Below are 18,995 nucleotides of genomic sequence, written 5' to 3'. Positions count from 1 at the left end.
CGGTCGTTCACGGGATGCCGGGACGCGCTCCCGGGCCGCCGGACGCCGCCGGGGCGCCGGGGACGCCGCCCTCGGGGTCCGGGCAGCCGCACGAGCCCCGGGCGATCAGCGTCACCGGCAGGACGTCCCGCGTGGGGGTGAGGTCCGGATCCCTGACGTGGGCGAGCAGTCGGCGCACCGCGGTACGGCCGAGCTCCTCGAACGGCTGGCGCATCGTGGACAGCGCCGGAGTCGTGTACGCTGCCGCCGCGATTCCGTCGAACGCGACCAGCGCGAGGTCGTCGGGGACCCTGATGCCGAGTTCGCTCGCCGCGCGTATCACCCCCGCCGCCTGGGTGTCGCAGGTGACGAAGAGGGCGTCCACCCCGCGGTCCCCCGACAGCAGGGCGAGGGCCGAGCGGTAGCCGTCGAGCCGGTCGAACGAGCCGTGCAGGAGCGGCGCGGCGGCCGTGTTCCCGCCGCCGTCCGCGCCGGTGCCCGCCGCGAGGCCCGCGTCCGCCAGAGCGGAACGCCAGCCCGCGACACGGTCCACGGTCGGGTGGATGCCCTCGGGGCCCGCGACGCACCCGACGCGGCGCCGGCCGTGGGCGAGCAGATGCAGCGTCGCGTCGCGGGCGCCGCCGACGTTGTCGGCGAGGACGTGCGAGGCGGCCACGCCCTCCAGTTCGCGGTCGAGGACCAGACGGGCCACGCCGGAGCGGGCCAGTTCGGCGCGCCAGGGCCGGTCGCCCCGGGAGGGGATCAGGACGAGCCCGTCGACCCGCCGGTCCAGGAACGTCCGCAGATAGCCGGCCTCGCGCCCGGCGTCGTCCACGCTGTTGCCCACGAGCAGGGTGTAGCCCGCAGCCCAGGCGTGGTCCTCCAGGGCGCGGGCCAGCTCGGCGAAGAACGGGTTCGCCGCGTCCGGGACGACCAGGCCGAGCGTCGTCGTGTGGCGCATGCGCAGCGATCTGGCGACCCCGTTGGGGCGGTAGTCGAGCGCCCGGACGGCCGCGAGGACCCGCGCCCTGGTGGCGGGTGCCACGGACCGGGGTCCGTTGTTCACCACATAGCTGACGACCGAGGGCGAGGTGCCCGCGAGCCGGGCCACGTCCTGCCGTGTCGCCATACGGGGCCTCCCGCGCGGGTCGGCGTACTCCTGGGCCCATCACTCGGCGCGCAACACGAGTTGGCAACTCGTGTTGCGTCAGGATCGGCCGGGCCCGCGGGGCGCCACAAGGCGGTGTTTCGGCCCCGTCCCTCGCCCGCGGGCTCAGTCCCGCCCGTCGTCCGCGCCGCGCGCCCGCGCCAGATACGGCGCGGTGCGGCTGCCCTCGGCCCGTGCCACGTCAGCGGGGGTGCCGGCCGCCACGATCATCCCGCCCTCGTCGCCGCCGCCGGGGCCGAGGTCGATCACCCAGTCGGCGCCCGCGACCACCGCCATGTCGTGCTCGACGACGACCACCGAGTTGCCGGCGTCGACGAGTTCGTGCAGGCGGCGCGTGAGGACCTCGACGTCCGCCGGGTGCAGGCCCGTCGTCGGCTCGTCCAGGAGATAGAGGGTGTGGCCCCGCCGGACGCGCTGCAACTCACTGGCCAGTTTGATGCGTTGGGCCTCGCCGCCCGACAGCTCCGTGGCCGGCTGGCCGAGCCGCAGATAGCCGAGGCCGACGTCGAGCAGCGTGCGCAGGCTGCGTACGACGGACGGGGTGTCGGCGAAGAAGTCCGCCGCGGCCTCGACGGTCAGGTCGAGCACCTCCGCGATGTTCCTTCCGTGGTACGTCACTTCGAGCGTCTCGGGGTTGTAGCGCGCGCCCGCGCAGGCCGGGCAGGGCGCGTACGTGCTCGGCAGGAAGAGCAGTTCGACGCTGACGAAGCCCTCGCCCTGGCAGGTCTCGCAGCGCCCGCCCGCCACGTTGAAGGAGAAGCGGCCGACGCCGTAGCCGCGCTCCCTCGCCGTGTCCGTGGCGGCGAAGACCTTGCGGACGACGTCGAAGAGCCCGGTGTAGGTGGCGAGGTTGGAGCGGGGCGTGCGCCCGATCGGCTTCTGGTCGACGCGCACCAGCCGCTCGACCCCCGCGAGGTCCTCGGTGATCTCGCCGACGAGCGTGGACTTGCCCGAGCCCGAGACGCCCGTGACCGCCGTGAACGCGTCGAGCGGGATCTCCGCCGTCACCTCGCGCAGGTTGTGCCGGGTGACCGGGCCGACCTTCAACCAGCCCTGGGGGGTGCGCACGTCACGTACGGGAGCGGGGTTCCGGTCGAAGAGGAAGCGGGCCGTCGCCGAGTCGCGGGCCCCCGCGAGCTCGGCCACCGGGCCGCTGTGCAGCACCCGCCCGCCGTGCTCGCCCGCCTGCGGGCCGACGTCGACCAGCCAGTCCGCGTGCCGTATGACATCGAGGTGGTGCTCCACGACGAACACGGAGTTGCCCGCCGCCTTGAGCTGGTCCAGGACCGTCAACAGGGCCTCGGTGTCCGCCGGATGGAGCCCTGCCGACGGCTCGTCCAGGACGTACACGACGCCGAAGAGCCCCGAGCGCAGCTGGGTCGCGAGGCGCAGGCGCTGCAGTTCGCCCGCGGAGAGGGTGGGTGTGGCGCGGTCCGGGCTGAGATAGCCGAGGCCGAGCTCGGTGACGGTCGCGATGCGCGCGATCAGGTCCTCGGTCAGGACGCGGGCGGTCTCCGACGAACCCGCTTGTCCCGCAAGGGCGTCGGCCAGCTCGGACAGCGGCAGCGCGGCGAGCTCGGCGATCGTGCGTCCCGCGAACGTCACGGCCATCGCCTCCGGGCGCAGCCTGCTCCCGCCGCACGCCGGGCACGGCGCGCTCGCCAGGAACCGCTCGGCCTTGGCGCGCAGCGTCTGGCTCTTGGAGTCCGAGAACGTCTTCATCACATAGCGCCGGGCGCTCATGTACGTGCCCTGGTAAGGGCGTTGGATGCGCCCGGCGTCGCGCACCGGGTGCACGGTCACCACGGGCTGCTCGTCCGTGAAGAGGATCCAGTCGCGGTCCTGCTGCGCGAGCTCGCGCCAGGGGCGGTCCACGTCGTAGCCGAGGGTGTCCAGGACGTCGCGGAGGTTCTTGCCCTGCCAGGCGCCGGGCCAGGCGGCGATCGCGCCCTCTCGGACGGAGAGCGACGGGTCGGGCACCAGGAGTTCCTCGGTGGTGCGGTGGACGAGGCCCAGGCCATGGCACTCGGGGCAGGCGCCCGCCGCCGTGTTCGGCGAGAAGGCGTCGGAGTCGAGCCGCTCGGCGCCCTCCGGGTAGCTGCCCGCGCGCGAGAAGAGCATCCGCAGCGAGTTGGACAGGGTGGTGACCGTGCCGACGGAGGAGCGCGAGGTGGGGGCCGAGCGGCGCTGCTGGAGCGAGACCGCGGGCGGCAACCCGGTGATCTCGCCGACCTTCGGCGCGCCCACCTGGTGGATCAGCCGTCGGGCGTACGGGGCGACGGACTCGAAGTAGCGCCGCTGGGCCTCGGCGTAGATGGTCCCGAAGGCCAGCGAGGACTTGCCGGATCCGGAGACGCCGGTGAACACGGCGAGGACGTCGCGGGGGATGTCCACGTCGACGCCCTGGAGGTTGTGCTCCCGGGCACCCCGGACGCGTACGAACGGGTCGTGGGGGCTGTGCATGGGGGACTCCGTACGCGGCTCGGGGACAAACCCCACGATTCTAGGCCGTGCCCCCGGGCGCGACCCGGGGGAGGGGCACGTGGCGCGGCGGCCCAGGGGCTCGCGTACTTCTTCGTGGAGGGGGCGAGGGCGCGGTGGGCGGCGGTGCGGTGGTGCTGAGGGCGGTGGGCGACGGTACGCGGCCGGTGGTGCGACGGGCGACGGGCCGCGGCGCGGCGGACAACGGCGATGGGCGCCGGTACGGCGGGCGGCAGGCCGCCGGGCGACGGCCGCCCGGCGACGGGGCGCGGGCTGCGGTGCGGTGGGCGGCAGGGCTTGTGGTGCGGTCTGTGGTTGAGGGGCCGTTTCACGGCCCCGGTGGCGGGGGCGCCGTGTTGTGGGTTGCTCGCAGGTCCTTCGCCGCCGCCACGTCCGCGCAGCCCGCGAGGCCCAGCGCGTCCCGGAACTCCTCGGCGAACAGGTCGAGGACCCGCCGGGCGCCGGCCTCGCCGCCCAGGGCCAGGCCCCACAGCGCGGGCCGCCCGACCAGGACGCCGGACGCGCCGAGCGCCAGCGCCCTCAGCACGTCCGTGCCGCTGCGGATGCCGCTGTCCAGCAGGACCTCGCACCGTCCCGCCAGGGCCGACACCACGGCGGGCAGCGCGTCCACGCTCGGTACCGCGCCGTCCAGCTGGCGGCCCCCGTGGTTGGAGACCACCACCGCGTCGACCCCGCACTCGGCGGCCCGCACCGCGTCCTCGGGGGCGAGGACGCCCTTGAGGACCAGCGGAAGCCGCGTCCGCTCCCGCAGCGCGGCCACGGACGACCAGGTCAGGGCCTGGGAGAACGCCGCCTCGGTGTGGACGGCGAGCGCGGAGGCCGCGTCCGCCGGCGCATGGTGCGCCGCCGACGGCCCTTCGGCGAGATGCGCCGCCCGCACATGGTCCGGCAGCGTGAACCGGTTGCGTACGTCGCGCAGCCTGCGCCCCATCCACGGCACGTCGACCGTCAGGACGACCGCCTCCACGCCCGCGTCCTCGGCCCGCCGGACCAGGTCGAGGGAGCGCCCGGTCTCGCGCAGCCAGTACAGCTGGAACCAGACCGTCCCGCCGGCCTCGGTGAGCCGCTCCACCGGGACGCTGCTGAGCGTGCTCGCGGTGAACGGCACGCCCGCCGCCCGCGCCGCCCGGGCGGCGGCCAGTTCGCCCTCGGGGTGCACCAGGCGCTGATACGCGATCGGCGCGACCGCCACCGGCATGCGCACGGGCCGCCCGAGCAGCGTCGTCCCGGTCGCGCACGCCGACACGTCACGGAGCACGCGCGGCACGAGGAAGACCCGGTCCAGGGCGGCGCGGTTGGCGTCGAGCGTCGTCTCGGCACCGCTGCCGCCCGCCACGAAGTCCCGTACGGCGGCGGGCAGGAGAGCGGCGGCGGCACGCTCGGCGTCGGCCACGCAACAGACGTCGGCCAGGGACCGGACGCCGCCCGCCGCGCCCCGGACGCCGTCGGCGGGGGCCGTGCTCCCGGCCACCGCCACCGCCCCCGCCTCAGCGCTGATGGAATCCACGCTGCCTCGTGCGCTCCAGCTCCACGGCCTCGTAGAGCGCCTTGATGTTCGCGCTGCCGAAGGTCGCCGCGCCCTGGCGTTCGATGATCTCGAAGAACAGCGTGCCCCGCGGATGCGACGAGGCGGTGAAGATCTGGAAGAGCTGGCCGTCGTGGTCCTCGGCGGCGAGCACGTTCGTCGCCCGCAGGTCGTCCAGGCGCTCCGCGCTCAACTCGACGCGGGCGCCCAGCAGGTCGTAGTACGACGACGGCGTGCGCAGGAAGGTGACGCCGCGCTCGGACAGGGCCCGCACCGACCGCACCGCGTCGCGCGCCGAGAACGCCAGGTGCTGGACGCCGGGACCGTGATGGTCCTTGAGGAACTCGTCGACCTGCCCGGAGGCGGCCGAGGTGTCGGGCTCGATGAGCGTGAGGGTCACGGTGCCGGAGCGGCTCTGCACGGCCGTCGACTCCATGGCCTGGGTGCCGACGACGATGCGCTCCTCGAAGATGTCGCGGAAGCCGAGGGCGTCGCGGTAGTAGTCGACCATCGGGCCGAGGTCGCCCGCGTTCAGGCAGACCGCGACGTGGTCCAGCTCCAACAGGCCCACCTCGTCGGCCTGCGCACGGCTCGGAGCGGTCACGGGGACGTAGCCGGGGGGCAGCCCGGGCCCCTCGTCGGGGCCGCGCTGGACGAGCGTGTGGACGGTGTCGCCGAACCCGCGGACCGCGGCGGTGACGGGCGGGCCGCCGTCCGTGTGCCGTTCGGGGCCCCGGTGGGCCAGGGCGCCGCGCGCGAGCGCCGCGTGGAAGGCCGCGTCGGCGTCGGCGGTGCGCAGGGCGATGTCGGCGACGCCGTCGCCGTGGTCGAGGACGTACGCCGACCCGGGATGCTGCTCCGAGGTCGCCTGGGTGAGGACGAGAGTGATCTCGCCGTGTCGGAGCGCGATGCCGCGGGCCTCCGCGGACTCGCTGGTGCCCGCCACCGTGAAGGCGTACCTGTCGGTCCAGGAGGACGCCGCGGCGTCCAGGTCCTCGACGTACATCTCGACGTAGTCGAGCGAGAGATCCGCGAGCGGATCCGCTGCCTTTGATAAATCCCTCATGAATGTCTCCAGATCCGGAGAGAAATGAGCGATGTGGACTCTACGAGGCCGATCTCGGGTCTGGCCAACGGGAATATGGACGGTGCGCGGGAATAGGCAGCCGTCAAGAAAGGCGAATCGAAACAGCGGGCCTGGTGGGTCGCGGTGGCGGGTGCATAAAATCGGCTGGCCCATCGGTTAATGGTCCGCGGCCTTCGACGGCCTTTTGAACGGGTGATGACTAGTGATGCGCACCATGACCGTCGTCGGCACCGGGCTGATCGGCACCTCGATCGCGCTCGCCGCGAGCCGGCAGGGAGTGACCGTGTTCCTCTCCGACCGGGACCCCGCGGCGGCCCGCACCGCCGCCGCGCTCGGTGCCGGACGCGCGCGGCGCCCCGTCGAGCCGGTCGACCTCGCGGTGATCGCCGTCCCGCCGAGCCACGTGGGCACCGTCCTCGGCGAGCTGCAGACGCGCGGTGCCGCCCGCAGCTACACCGATGTGGCGAGCGTGAAGGTCGAGCCGGAGCGGGCCGCCCTGAGCCGCGCCCCCGACCCCGCGAGCTACATCGGCGGGCACCCCCTGGCCGGACGTGAGCGCTCCGGTCCGCTGGCGGCCCGGGCCGAGCTGTTCCAGGACCGCAACTGGGTCCTCACCCCGTCCAGGCTCACCTCGGACGAGGCCTTCAACCGGGCCCTGGAACTGGTCGCCCTGTGCGAGGCCGTGCCGGTCGTGATGGGAAGCCAGGACCACGACGCGGCCCTGGCCGTGACCTCCCACGTGCCGCACCTGATGGCCAGCCTGATGGCGGCCCGACTGCGCGAGGGACCCGCCGAGCTGTCCCGCGTCGCCGGACAGGGCCTGCGTGACGCCACCCGGACCGCCGGCGGCGACTCGCGGCTCTGGGGCGACATCGTGCGGTCCAACGCCGAGGCCATCGCGGGCGTCCTGAAGGACCTGCACATGGATCTGTCCCGCCTCGTCCCCGCCCTCGACGCGCTCGCGCGGCCCGGCGGAAGGGACCGGGACCACGGCATGCGGACGCTGGTGGACCTGCTCGACCGGGGCGTCTCGGGGGTGGCGGGGATCCCGGGCACCGGCCACCGTGCCGCGCCCGGCGACCCCCGGGTGCGGGTGGCGCTCACGGACCGGCCCGGCGAGCTGGCGCGGCTCCTGGCCGACGTCGCGGAACTCGGCGTCGTGGGGGAGGACGCGGCCGTCGACGCCGGCGGCGAGCCCGACGGCGAGCCCGACGGCGGCGGGGCCGCGGGCCGCGGGGGCGGTGGCCTCACGGTGCGGTTCACCGTGCCGCCGACCGTCGCGGACCGGATGACGGCCGAGCTCGCGGCGGCGGGCTGGGACGCGGTGCGCGAGCGGGCCGGGCGGGCGGAGCGGCCCGAGCGTTCGGGGGGTGCGGGGCGTTCCGGGCGGGACGAAGGCGAGGACGTGGTGCTTCCGGTCGGATCATCCTGACCGGCGAGTGGTGTGCGGGGCGCCTGTAATTCGCGAGGCGCCTGTAAAGGGTGGGAAAGGACGGGAGAAGCCGCCGCTCCCGGTTCCGTGATCGAGCCCGTCCAGACTTGTCCAAGTGTGCGATTCGAGCGGTTGGACGACGTTGTCGGACTGTCGGGATTCATGTGAGTCTGAGCGTCTGGTGCCACATTCCCGAAAACTTCCGGACGCCTGGGGGAAATATCCATGGCGGGACAGATCGCCGACAGCCCCGCGCGATTTTCGCGTGATGGCCACAAGAACACGGATTCCGTGCCTGCCGATTCACCGTCGACCGACGGGGGCGCGGAGGCCGGGGAGCGCACGACGGCCGAGGAACGTCAGACGGCCGAAGCGCGCTCCTCGGCCGCCAACCGCCAGGCGTTCGACCGCACGGGGCTGCGGCAGGGCGGTCCGGGAAACGGGAGTCCCGGACCGCCCGACACCGCCGTGAAGATCCTGGACCGCGGCTGGTCGGCGCCGCTGGTCGTCGGCCCGCTCGCCGCCCCGGCACGGCCCGGCGGTGAGTTCGCCGTCGTCCAGGCCGCGGGGGCGGCCGGACTCCCGGCCCTCGTCAGCGCCTTCGCAGAGCGGCCCTTCGCCGAGCTCTCCTCGGCCGCCGACCTCCCGCTGTGGCTGCGTACGTACGCGTTCCACGACCCGCAGACGGCCCGGCGCACCGCGGGACAGGCCGAGGACGCCGGGTTCGGCGCGCTGCTCCTCGCTCTCGGCAGCCGCGACGACGTCCGTCTCCGGCGGGTCGCGGCGCCCGCCAACCTCGCCGCGCGAGGGCCGCTCGCCGACGTGCGGTCCCTGCTCGCCGAGCACGCCGACTGGGACGACGTCGCCCGGCTGCGCACGGCCTCCTCGCTGCCGCTCCTGGTCGCGGGCGTCCGCACGCCCGCCGATGCGCTGCGTGCCGTCGAGACCGGCGCCGACGGGATCGTCGTCACCTCCTTCGACGCGCTCCCCGAGATCGCGGCGTCCGTGACCGGGCGCTGCCCCGTCCTGCTGAGCGGCGGCGTGCGCCGCGGCGCGGACGTCCTCGCGGCGCTCGCAGCGGGCGCCGACGCGGCGTTCGCCGGACGGCCGGTCCTCGACGGACTGCGGGCCGGCGGCCGCGCGGGAGTGGCGGAGGCACTGGCCGGCCTCGTACGGGAGTTCGCGGAGTCGATGGCGTTCACCGGGGCCGGCACCGTCGCGGACATCGGCCCCGAGCTGATCCGCACCGGACCGCGCCCCGCGGACCCGCCGCCGACCAAGGCCGCGCAGCCGCTGCGCAAGGCCGAACTGCACGCCAGCGTCGGCGCCCCCGTCCTGGACACGATGACGTTCCTCAACGAGATCACCTACCGCTACCCGGAGGCGGTCTCCTTCGCGCCGGGACGTCCGTACGACGGCTTCTTCGACAGCGAGCAGATCTTCGCCCACCTGCGCCGGTACCTCGACCACCTTGCCGAGCAGGGGAGTTCGCCGCAGGAGATCCGCACCGCCATGTACCAGTACGGACCCACCGCGGGCCAGATCCGCGAGATCATCGCCGACTCGCTGCGCGCCGACGAGAACATCGACGTGCCCGCCGAGTCCGTCGTGGTGACCGTCGGCGCGCAGGAGGCGATGCTCCTGGTGCTGCGCGCGCTGATCACGGGACCCGACGACGTCCTGCTCGTCTCCAGCCCCTGCTACGTGGGGATCACCGGCGCGGCCCGACTCCTGGACGTCCCGGTGACACCCGTCGAGGAACGGGAGGACGGGCTCTGCTGCGCCGACCTGGAGGCGGCGATCAGGGCCGAGCAGGCGCGCGGGCGCCGGCCCCGCGCCTTCTACGTCGTGCCCGACCACTCCAACCCGTCCGGGACCACCATGGGCCCGCGGGCGCGGGCCGAGCTGCTCGAACTCGCCGCCCGCCACGGCATCCTCGTCCTGGAGGACAGCCCCTACCGCCTGGTCAGCCCCGGGCCTCCGCTGCCGACGCTGAAGTCGCAGGACCGCGCGCACACGGTCGTCCACCTGGGCTCCTTCTCCAAGACGGTCTTCCCCGGCGCCCGGCTCGGCTTCGTCGTCGCCGACCAGCCCGTGGTGGACGACGAGGGCCGCACCGGCCTCCTCGCGGACGAACTCGCCAAGATCAAGAGCATGGTGACGGTCAACACCTCGTCGCTCAGCCAGGCCGCCGTCGCGGGGGCGCTGCTCGCGGCGGGCGGCCGGATCTCCGAGCTGAACCAGGCGGCGGCCACCTACTACGGCGACGCCATGGCGGCAACCCTCCGCGAACTGGACACCCATCTGCCGCGGGCCCGCAGGGAGGCCCTCGGCGTGCGCTGGAACGAACCCACGGGCGGCTTCTTCCTGACCGTGCGCGTGCCCTTCCGCGCGGACAACGCCGCGCTGATCCGCTCGGCGCAGGACTTCGGCGTCATCTGGACGCCCATGGCGTACTTCTATCCGGGCGGCGGCGGGCTGCACGGCATCCGCCTGTCGACCAGCTATCTGACGCCCGCCCAGATCGCGGAGGGCACCGCGCGGCTCGCGCGCTTCATCGAGGCCGAGAGCGCGCGGGCGTAGATCCGTACGACCGTTCCGACGGCACGTGCCACGACCGTTCCGACGACAGGTGCCACGACCGTTCCGACGACAGGTCCCACGACCGTACTCACGAGAAGGGGCAGGACAGTGACCGGCTACAACACCGTGCGACAGCCGCGCAGCAAGCCGCGAATGTGGGGGTGGACCTTCCGATGACCACAGACATCGCACCGCCCGAGGCCCTGGACGGCGTCCTCGACCCCGAGATCCACGAGACCGGCGTCCTGACGGCGCAGGGCCTTCCCGCGACGGCCGTACGCCCCCGGATCCTCGGCGTCGGCACGGCCGTGACCCCCACCTCCTACTCCCAGCCGGAAGTGCTCGACGCCTTCGGGATCACCGACCCCAAGGTGCGTTCGGTCTTCCTCAACAGCGCGATCGAGCGGCGCAACCTCTCGCTGCCGCCCGCGGACGCCGACGGCGTCCGGGTCCCCGAGTCGCAGGGCGACCTCCTCGACAAGCACAAGGCGCTGGCGCTCGAAATGGGCGCCGAGGCCCTGCGCGCCTGCCTCAAGGAGGCCGGGGCCGAACTCGCCGACCTGCGCCACCTGTGCTGCGTGACCTCCACCGGCTTCCTCACCCCGGGCCTCAGCGCGCTGCTGATACGGGAGTTGGGCATCGACCGGCACTGCAGCAGGGCCGACATCGTCGGCATGGGCTGCAACGCCGGCCTCAACGCCCTGAGCCTGGAGTCCGGTTGGGCCACCGCGCACCCCGGCGAACTCGCCGTGGTGCTCTGTGTGGAGGCCTGCTCCGCCGCGTACGCGGTGGACTCGACGATGCGCACCGCCGTGGTCAACAGCCTCTTCGGCGACGGCGCCGCGGCCGTCGCGCTCCGCGCCGAGCCGGTGCCCGAGCGCGGCCGCGAGAGGGATCGGCGCGGCTCGAACGCCCCGCACGACGCGCACCGTGAAGTGGGCCCGACCGTCCTGAAGTTCGCCAGCTGCGTCATTCCCGACGCCGTCGACGCCATGCGCTACGACTGGGACCGCGACCAGGGAAGGTTCAGCTTCTTCCTCGACCCGCAGATCCCCTACGTGGTGGGCGCGCACGCCGAGATCGTCGTCGACCGCCTGCTCGCGGGCACCGGACTGCGCAGGAGCGACATCCGGCACTGGCTGGTCCACTCCGGCGGCAAGAAGGTCATCGACGCCGTCGTGGTCAACCTCGGCCTGACCCGCCACGACGTACGGCACACCGTCGGCGTGCTGCGCGACCACGGGAACGTGTCCAGCGGCTCGTTCCTGTTCTCGTACGAACGCCTCCTCGAAGAAGGCGTCACCCGGCCCGGCGAGTACGGAGTGCTCATGACGATGGGACCGGGCTCCACGATCGAAACGGCGCTGATCCGATGGTGAGGACGGACCGATGGTGAGGGCGGACCCGATGGTGAGGACGGACCGATGGTGAGGACGGAAGGGCCCATGGAACCCGCACTGGAGCTGGACGGCTCGGAGCCGCTGACGGCCGCGACGGTCAAGGCCGTCGCCGCCCTCTGCGACCACGCCGAGGACGGGGACGGCGGCGGCGCGGCCGTCGTGCACGTCACCGGCGCCCCAACGGGCCACTGGACCAGCGGACTCGACGTCATGCTGGTCACCAAGTGGGAGCGCGTCCTGCGCCGCTTCGAACGGCTGCCCACCGCCTCGGTCGCGGTGGCCCGCGGCGACTGCGGCGGAACCGCACTCGACGCCTTCCTCGCCGCGGACCTGCGCGTCGCCGCCCCGGACACCCGGTTCCTCGTGGCGCGCGACGCCACGGCCACCTGGCCCGGCATGGCCGGCTACCGCCTGGTCCAACTCGCCGGCGCCGCCCGGGTCCGCGCGGCCGTGCTGTTCGGCCGCCCGATCCCGGCCGCCGAGGCGCGGACCCTGGGCATCGTCGACACCGTGGCCGACGACCCGGCGGCCGCGGTCGCCGAGGCTGCGGCGCTCGCCGACGGCATCGCCGGACACGAACTCGCGATCCGGCGGCAGTTGCTCTTCGACGCCGCGACGACCAGCTTCGAGGACGCCCTGGGCGCACACCTCGCGGCCTGCGACCGCGCCCTGCGCCGGCCGGACGCCGAGGAGGTGGCGGCCTCGTGACGACGGTCGTGCAGCCCGCGCGCCCCGCACACCCCACGGGCCCGGGGCGCTCCGCCCGCGCCCCGCACGAGGACGTCGCGGACGCCTGGTCGCGTCTTGCGACGGAGTCGGGCGCCGTCGCCCGCGCGGAGGAACTCCTCGCCGCCCTGCCCGACCCGGTCGCCCGCACCGCGGGACAACAGGCCGAACTGGCCGCCGCCATGGACGCGGCCCGCGCGCTGCGGGCGCGCTTCCTGGACACGTACGCGGACGCCGTCTACGACCGGCTGACCGAGGGCCGCACCGTCGCCCTGCGCATCGACGAACTCCTCGAAGCGGCCGCCGGGGAACTGCCCGGCCTGGTGCCCGACGACGCCCGGCTCGCCTCAGAGCGGAGCCGGGTCCAGGCCGGCAAGGAGGGCCACGAGATCGACCAGGGCATCTTCCTGCGGGCCGTGCTCCGCTCGCCGACCGCGGGAGCACACCTGCTCGACGCCATGCTCAGGCCGACGCCCCGCGCGCTGGGGCTCCTCGACGATTTCACCCGCACCGGCGTCGTGGAGATGGAGTCGGTGCGCCTGGAACGGCACGACGACGGCGTCGCCCGCCTGACCATGTGCCGCGACGACTGCCTCAACGCCGAGGACAGCCGCCAGGTCGACGACATGGAGACCGCCGTCGACCTGGCCCTGCTCGATCCCGCCGTACGCGTCGGGCTGCTGCGCGGCGGCGAGATGACCCACCCCCGCTACCGCGGCAGGCGCGTGTTCAGCGCCGGGATCAACCTCAAGAGCCTCGGCGCGGGCGACATCCCCCTGGTCGGGTTCCTGCTCCGCCGCGAACTCGGCTACCTCCACAAGCTCGTCAGGGGCCTGCGCGCCGACCACCCGGGTCGGTGGCACACCCCCTTCCTGGAGAAGCCGTGGGTCGCCGCCGTCGACGGCTTCGCCATCGGGGGCGGCACCCAGATCCTGCTGGTCTGCGACCACGTACTCGCCGCGTCCGACGCCTACTTGAGCCTGCCCGCGGCGAAGGAGGGGATCATCCCCGGGGTCGCCAACTTCCGGTTCACCCGGTACGTGGGGCCGCGCGTCGCCCGGCAGGTCATCCTGGCGGGCCGCAGGATCAGGGCGGGCGAGCCCGACGCCCGGCTGCTCGTCGACGAGGTCGTGGAGCCCGAGGAGATGGACGCCGCCGTCGAGCGGAGCCTGGCACGGCTCGACGGCTCCGCGGTGCTCGCCAACCGGCGGATGCTGAACCTCGCCGAGGAGCCGCCGGACGCCTTCCGCGCGTACATGGCGGAGTTCGCGCTCCAGCAGGCGCTGCGCATCTACGGCCAGGACGTCATCGACAAGGTGGGCCGGTTCGGCGCCGAACACCCCGGCCCGCCGGGGAACGGCGCCGCGCAGGCCCGCGGCTGAGGGGACACCGCGATGCCGATCGCCCGGGTCGACGGGATCAGGCTCAACTACGACGAGTACGGCACCGGGGAGCCGGTCGTCATGGTGACCGGCAGCGGTGCCCCCGGCCGCATGTGGCGCACGCACCAGGTGCCCGCCCTGACCGTGGCGGGCTACCGCGTCATCACGCTCGACAACCGGGGCATCCCGCCGAGCGACCCCTGCCCCGACGGCTTCACCCTCGCCGACATGGCGGCGGACGTCGCCAAGGTCATCGAGGCCGTCGGGGAGGGCGCCTGCCGGGTCGTGGGCTACTCGCTGGGCGCGATGGCCGTCCAGGAACTGCTCCTGGCCCGCCCCGACCTCGTACGCCAGGCCGTCCTGATGGCGACCACGGGACGCACCGACGCCCTGACCGCCGCGATGACGGCCGCCGACATGGAACTCAGCGACGGCGACACCAAGCTGCCGCCCCGCTACGCCGCCTATGTGCAGGCCCTGCAGAACCTCTCGCCGCGGACGCTGAACGACGAGGAGCGGCTGCGGGACTGGCTCGCCGTCTTCGAGATGTCGGCCGTCGACCGCTCCGGCGTCCGCGGCCAGCTCGGTCTGCAGCTCATTCCCGACCGGCTCCCGGCCTACCGGCGCATCTCGAGGCCGTGCCTCGTCATCGGATTCCAGGACGACCTGGTCGTCCGCCCGCACCTGTCCCGCGAGGTCGCGGAGAGCATTCCCGGCAGCGCCTATGCCGAGATCCCCGGATGCGGCCACTACGGATATCTGGAGAACCCCGCCGCCGTGAACGCGGCGATCACCGACTTCTTCACGGGACGGCTTCGCTGAATTCCGTCCCGCACCACGCGGCGCCTGGACGGCCTTGTCGGTCAAGTGGCGCCCCGTTAGCGTGAATTACGTCCTGCCAGTGACACGATGAAAACGATCGGAGTGGTTATGCCGAACCCGTTCGACGACGAAAACGGTACGTTTCTGGTTCTCGTCAACGACGAGAACCAGCATTCCCTCTGGCCCGCCTTCGCCGAGGTGCCCGCCGGATGGAAGACCGTCTTCGGAGAAGAGACGCGCAAGGCCTGCCTGGAGTACATCGAGGAGAACTGGAAGGACATGCGCCCCAAGAGCCTCATCGACGAGATGGAGAAGTTCGAAGCCGCCGGCTAGGCGGGCCCCGCCCGGCAATCACGACGAAAACTGGAGGTTTTCGTGGCAATACTCGGCGGACCGGGGCCGGTATTGATGCGCGGTATGGGGCCGGACGACGAGTCCGTGACGAGGCAGCAGATCAAGCCCGGCACGGCGAAACGAATCCTCCCCTACGCGAAACCGTACCGACTCAAGATCGTCCTTCTTCTGCTCGCCACCGCGCTCAACGCGGGCAACGTGGTGGCCACGCCCATCCTGTTCAAGTACCTCATCGACAACGGCATCTCGAAGGGCGACACCTCGGTGGTCGTCTGGATCTCCGTCGTCGTCGCCGTTCTCGCACTCCTGAGCGCGGGCCTCGGCTTCGCCGAGGCCTGGTACTCCGGGCGGGTCAGCGAGGGGCTCATCTACGACCTCCGCACACGGATCTTCGACCATGTGCAGCGCCAGCCGCTGGCGTTCTTCACCCGCGCGCAGACCGGGTCCCTCGTCAGCAGGCTCAACACCGACGTGGTCGGCGCCCAACAGGCCGTGACGTCGCTCCTGTCGACGGTCGCGTCCGCCGGGCTGACCCTGGTCCTGGTCCTCGGCGCGATGTTCTACCTGTCCTGGGTGGTCACTCTGGTCTCCCTGCTCGTGATCCCGCTGTTCATCCTGCCCGGCCGGCTCGTCGGCCGGCGGCTGCAGCGGATCATGCGCGAGCACATGCAGGTCAACGCCGAGGTCGGCTCGTTCATGCACGAGCGCTTCAACGTGACCGGCGCGCTGCTCGCCAAGCTCTACGGCCGGCCCGCCAGTGAGACGGGCATGTTCGCGGGGCTCGCCGCCAAGGGACGCGACCTGGGCATCCTGGCCGCCGTCTACAGCAAGTTGCTCTTCCTCTCGATGACGTTCGTGGGCGCCATCGCCATCGCGCTCGTGTACGGCGTGGGCGGCGGCCTCGTCATCGACGGCACGTTCCAGATCGGCACGCTGGTGGCCCTCGCCACGCTGCTCACCCGGCTGCTGGGACCCATCAACCAGCTCGCCGGGGCCCAGGCGAGCGTGGTGACCGCGCTGGTCAGCTTCGACCGGCTCTTCGAGATCCTCGACCTGAAGCCGCTGATCTCCGAGAAGCCGGGCGCGAAGCCCCTGAAGTCCGCGGCCACGACCACGGACAGCATCGGCCGTCCCGCGCCGGAGATCGAGTTCGACGGGGTGTCCTTCCGCTACCCGAAGGCCGCCGACGTCTCGCTCGCCTCGCTGGAGTCGATCGCCCTGCCGATGCAGGAGCGCACCAAGAACACCTGGACCCTGCGCGACCTGAACTTCACCGCGCCGGCCGGCAAACTCACCGCTCTGGTGGGCCCGTCGGGCGCGGGCAAGACGACCATCACCCACCTGGTGCCGCGGCTCTACGACCCGGTGGAGGGCGCCATCCGGATCGGCGGCCAGGACATCCGCGACGTGACGCTCGCGTCCCTGAACGACACGGTCGGCATGGTCACCCAGGACGCGCACCTCTTCCACGCCACCATCCGCGACAACCTCACCTACGCACGGCCGGACGCCACCGAGCAGGACCTGATAGACGCGTGCAGGTCGGCGCAGATCTGGGACCTGATCGAGTCGCTGCCCGACGGCTTCGACACCGTCGTCGGCGACCGCGGATACCGGTTCTCCGGCGGCGAGAAGCAGCGCGTGGCCATGGCCCGGCTGCTGCTCAAGGCCCCGCCCATCGTCGTGCTCGACGAGGCCACCGCGCACCTCGACTCGGAGTCCGAGGCGGCCGTGCAGCGGGCCCTGAAGACGGCGCTGCGGGGCCGGACCTCGCTCGTGATCGCGCACCGGCTCTCGACCATCCGCGACGCGGACCAGATCCTGGTCGTCGACAAGGGCCGGGTCCAGGAGCGCGGCACCCACGAGGAACTGATGGAACTGGACGGGCTGTACGCGGAGTTGTACCGCACCCAGTTCTCCCGTCAGCCGTCCGGCAACGGCGAGGCCCCGGTGCCCGAACCGGTCGGCGGCCCGCACGGTCCCGAACCCGTCCTGCACGGCGGACCCCTGCAGGGCGGCGGCCCCGGCCCCCTTCCTGGCCCGGGCGCGGGACGGCCCGCGCCGGGCGTCTACTTCGCCCCTCCGGGGGCCGGACCGGGCAGTTCAGGACCAGGTCCGGGTGCGGGCCCGGGGCCCGGCCAGGGCCACGTCTACGGACCCGGCCCGGGTCCCGGCCCCGGAGGCCCACCGCCTCCGCGGCACGAACCCGGCTGATCACACCGGCCGTACGGCGGTACGGCACACGGCATCCGCGACGCGGTCCTCCGCGTCGCGGATGCCACGTTGTGGATGCCGTGTTGTGGAGGGTGTGTTTCCGAACCCGCCCGGCACGCGCGGCACGGCGGTAGCCTGGACGGCGTCTGCGCTTCGTGCGGGGCCGCGGCGGACTGTGACCGGTGTGTGACCTCAACTCGGCCACCCTGGGCAGCCATGATCCGCTTCCGCCGCCCGCCCCCGCCGGTCGCGACGCGCCGTGTTCCGGCTGTTCGGGTTGTTCGGGGGTGAGCGGTGATGGTGCCACGCGTACGCCGAACTCCCGTCGCGCACCGGGACCCCCGCCCCACGCCCCCGATCGGCGGCGCCGCACGTCGTGACCGAGACCATCCCTGCCGCGGGTACCGGATTCGACGATGTGATGTGAGATGCCGATGCGTCTGCCCGACTCGTCCCACGCGTCCCGTGCGACCCGGCGCCGGTCCCGGGTCGTCTCCCGCCTCCTGCCCAAACGGGTCCGCATGCGGCTCACGCTGCTGTACGGATCACTGTTCGTCGTCTCGGGCGCCGTCCTCCTGACGATCACCTATCTGCTGGTCAGCCGCTCCAGCGGCATGTTCGTCTTCAGCAGGGACAGGTCCGACCCGTCCGGCGACGACGGCGTCCACATGTACAACGGCAACAGCGGCTCGATGCCGCTGGACGGCTTCGCGGAGGCCCAGCGCCAGCAGGCGATGCGCCAGCACGCGCTGGAGATGAACCGCCTGCTGATCGAGTCCGGCGTCGCGCTGGCCATCATGTCGGTGATCGCGATCGGCCTCGGCTGGTTCGTCGCGGGGCGCGTGCTGCGGCCGTTGCGCACGATGACCTCCACCATCCAGCGGATCTCCGCGCACAACGTCCACGAACGCCTCGCCGTCGAGGGCCCGGGGGACGAGCTGAAGGGCCTGGCGGACACCGTCGACGGACTGCTCGGCCGGCTGGAGGGGGCGCTCGACTCCCACAAGCGCTTCGTCGCCAACGCCGCCCATGAACTCCGTACGCCACTGACCGTCGAGCACGCGCTCCTGGAGGAGTCGCTGATCGACCGCGACGCCACCGTCGAGTCGTTCCGGTCCAACTTCGAGCGCCTCCTCGTCCTGAGCGAGCAGCAGGCGCGGCTCCTGGAGTCGCTCCTGACCCTGTCGAGCAGCGAGCGGGGCCTCGACCGCAGGGAGCCCCTGGAACTGGCGGAGCTGGCGGGCAAGGCGGTGCTCGGCTGCCGCGAGAAGGCCGAGCGGAGCGGCCTGCGCCTGGACGTGACGACCGATCCCGCGGGCATCTGCGGCGACAGCGCGCTGGTCGAGCGCCTGGTCGCGAACCTCCTTGACAACGCGATCGGTTACAACGTGCCCGACGGCTGGGTGAAGGTCGTGACCCGCGTCGAGGACGGGCGCGCCGTCGTCCGCGTGGCCAACTCCGGCAGGCTGGTCCCACCGGCCAGGGTGGGCCGGTTGTTCGAGCCCTTCCAACGGCTCGACCGCACCGCGGGAGACGGACACCACGGCCTCGGCCTGTCGATCGTGCGCTCCATCGCCGCCGCCCATGACGCGACCATCGACGCGCATGCCCGCGCGCGGGGCGGCCTCGTCGTGGAGGTCGCCTTCCCGCTGCGGGTCACGGATCCGTCGCCCGCGGCCGGGCACCACGAGGGCCGGCACCGACTGCCCCCGGCCGCCTCGCTGACGGCCGGCACGGCCCCTCGTTGACCGTCGGCACGGCAGGACCGCGGTAACGCGGACGGTCGCATCAATTCCCCGGTCGGCATAGCATCGAATTCAC

At 73.1% G+C, this 18,995-nt stretch carries 13 protein-coding genes; 9 read left to right on the top strand and 4 right to left on the bottom strand.

Going from position 1 to position 18,995, the window contains the following annotated elements:
• Positions 1-7 precede the first annotated feature (7 nt).
• The 4 genes from ACZ4D5_RS41060 to hppD all read right to left on the bottom strand — a co-directional run bounded on the left by ACZ4D5_RS41060 (position 8) and on the right by hppD (position 6,240).
• Positions 8-1,108 (bottom strand): LacI family DNA-binding transcriptional regulator, encoded by a 1,101-nt coding sequence (locus ACZ4D5_RS41060; protein ID WP_467777617.1) that lies wholly within the window; start codon positions 1,106-1,108, stop codon positions 8-10.
• Positions 1,109-1,252: 144 nt separating this feature from the next.
• Positions 1,253-3,610: an ATP-binding cassette domain-containing protein gene (locus tag ACZ4D5_RS41055; RefSeq protein ID WP_467777616.1), complete on the bottom strand. Its 2,358-nt coding sequence runs from the start codon at positions 3,608-3,610 to the stop codon at positions 1,253-1,255.
• Between the two features lie 346 nt (positions 3,611-3,956).
• Positions 3,957-5,060, bottom strand: coding sequence for an alpha-hydroxy acid oxidase (locus ACZ4D5_RS41050; RefSeq protein ID WP_467777715.1), 1,104 nt, complete (start codon positions 5,058-5,060; stop codon positions 3,957-3,959).
• Positions 5,061-5,136: 76 nt separating this feature from the next.
• On the bottom strand, positions 5,137-6,240 hold the full coding sequence (hppD, locus tag ACZ4D5_RS41045) for a 4-hydroxyphenylpyruvate dioxygenase (RefSeq protein WP_467777615.1): 1,104 nt from the start codon (positions 6,238-6,240) through the stop codon (positions 5,137-5,139).
• A gap of 226 nt (positions 6,241-6,466) precedes the next feature.
• Here hppD and ACZ4D5_RS41040 point away from each other — a divergent pair, with 226 nt between their 5' ends.
• The 9 genes from ACZ4D5_RS41040 to ACZ4D5_RS41000 all read left to right on the top strand — a co-directional run bounded on the left by ACZ4D5_RS41040 (position 6,467) and on the right by ACZ4D5_RS41000 (position 18,922).
• Entirely contained in the window at positions 6,467-7,693 is a 1,227-nt protein-coding gene (locus ACZ4D5_RS41040; protein ID WP_467777614.1) for a prephenate dehydrogenase, read from the top strand.
• Positions 7,694-7,918: 225 nt separating this feature from the next.
• Positions 7,919-10,276, top strand: a complete 2,358-nt coding sequence (locus ACZ4D5_RS41035; RefSeq protein ID WP_467777613.1) for an aminotransferase class I/II-fold pyridoxal phosphate-dependent enzyme — start codon at positions 7,919-7,921, stop codon at positions 10,274-10,276.
• Between the two features lie 173 nt (positions 10,277-10,449).
• Positions 10,450-11,655: a 3,5-dihydroxyphenylacetyl-CoA synthase DpgA gene (gene dpgA, locus ACZ4D5_RS41030; RefSeq protein ID WP_467777612.1), complete on the top strand. Its 1,206-nt coding sequence runs from the start codon at positions 10,450-10,452 to the stop codon at positions 11,653-11,655.
• A gap of 66 nt (positions 11,656-11,721) precedes the next feature.
• The gene (gene dpgB, locus ACZ4D5_RS41025; protein WP_467777611.1) at positions 11,722-12,384 is read left to right on the top strand and encodes an enoyl-CoA-hydratase DpgB; all 663 of its coding nucleotides are present in this window, start codon (positions 11,722-11,724) and stop codon (positions 12,382-12,384) included.
• Positions 12,381-13,784 carry a (3,5-dihydroxyphenyl)acetyl-CoA 1,2-dioxygenase DpgC gene (dpgC, locus tag ACZ4D5_RS41020; RefSeq protein ID WP_467777610.1) on the top strand — a complete coding sequence of 468 codons (1,404 nt, stop codon included), beginning with the start codon at positions 12,381-12,383 and terminating at the stop codon, positions 13,782-13,784. The genes dpgB and dpgC overlap by 4 nt, the downstream gene beginning before the upstream one ends.
• A gap of 12 nt (positions 13,785-13,796) precedes the next feature.
• The gene (locus ACZ4D5_RS41015; protein WP_467777609.1) at positions 13,797-14,606 is read left to right on the top strand and encodes an alpha/beta fold hydrolase; all 810 of its coding nucleotides are present in this window, start codon (positions 13,797-13,799) and stop codon (positions 14,604-14,606) included.
• 108 nt (positions 14,607-14,714) lie between these two features.
• Positions 14,715-14,939, top strand: coding sequence for an MbtH family protein (locus ACZ4D5_RS41010; protein ID WP_362340401.1), 225 nt, complete (start codon positions 14,715-14,717; stop codon positions 14,937-14,939).
• A 48-nt stretch (positions 14,940-14,987) separates the two neighbouring features.
• Positions 14,988-17,174 (top strand): ABC transporter ATP-binding protein, encoded by a 2,187-nt coding sequence (locus tag ACZ4D5_RS41005; protein WP_467777714.1) that lies wholly within the window; start codon positions 14,988-14,990, stop codon positions 17,172-17,174.
• Between the two features lie 434 nt (positions 17,175-17,608).
• Positions 17,609-18,922, top strand: coding sequence for a sensor histidine kinase (locus tag ACZ4D5_RS41000; protein WP_467777608.1), 1,314 nt, complete (start codon positions 17,609-17,611; stop codon positions 18,920-18,922).
• The last annotated feature ends 73 nt before the right edge of the window (positions 18,923-18,995 follow it).

This window comes from Streptomyces sp. NPDC025651 (assembly GCF_055558735.1).
The sequence above is the reverse complement of the archived record's forward strand: the minus strand, read 5'-3'. Positions and strand labels throughout refer to the sequence as shown.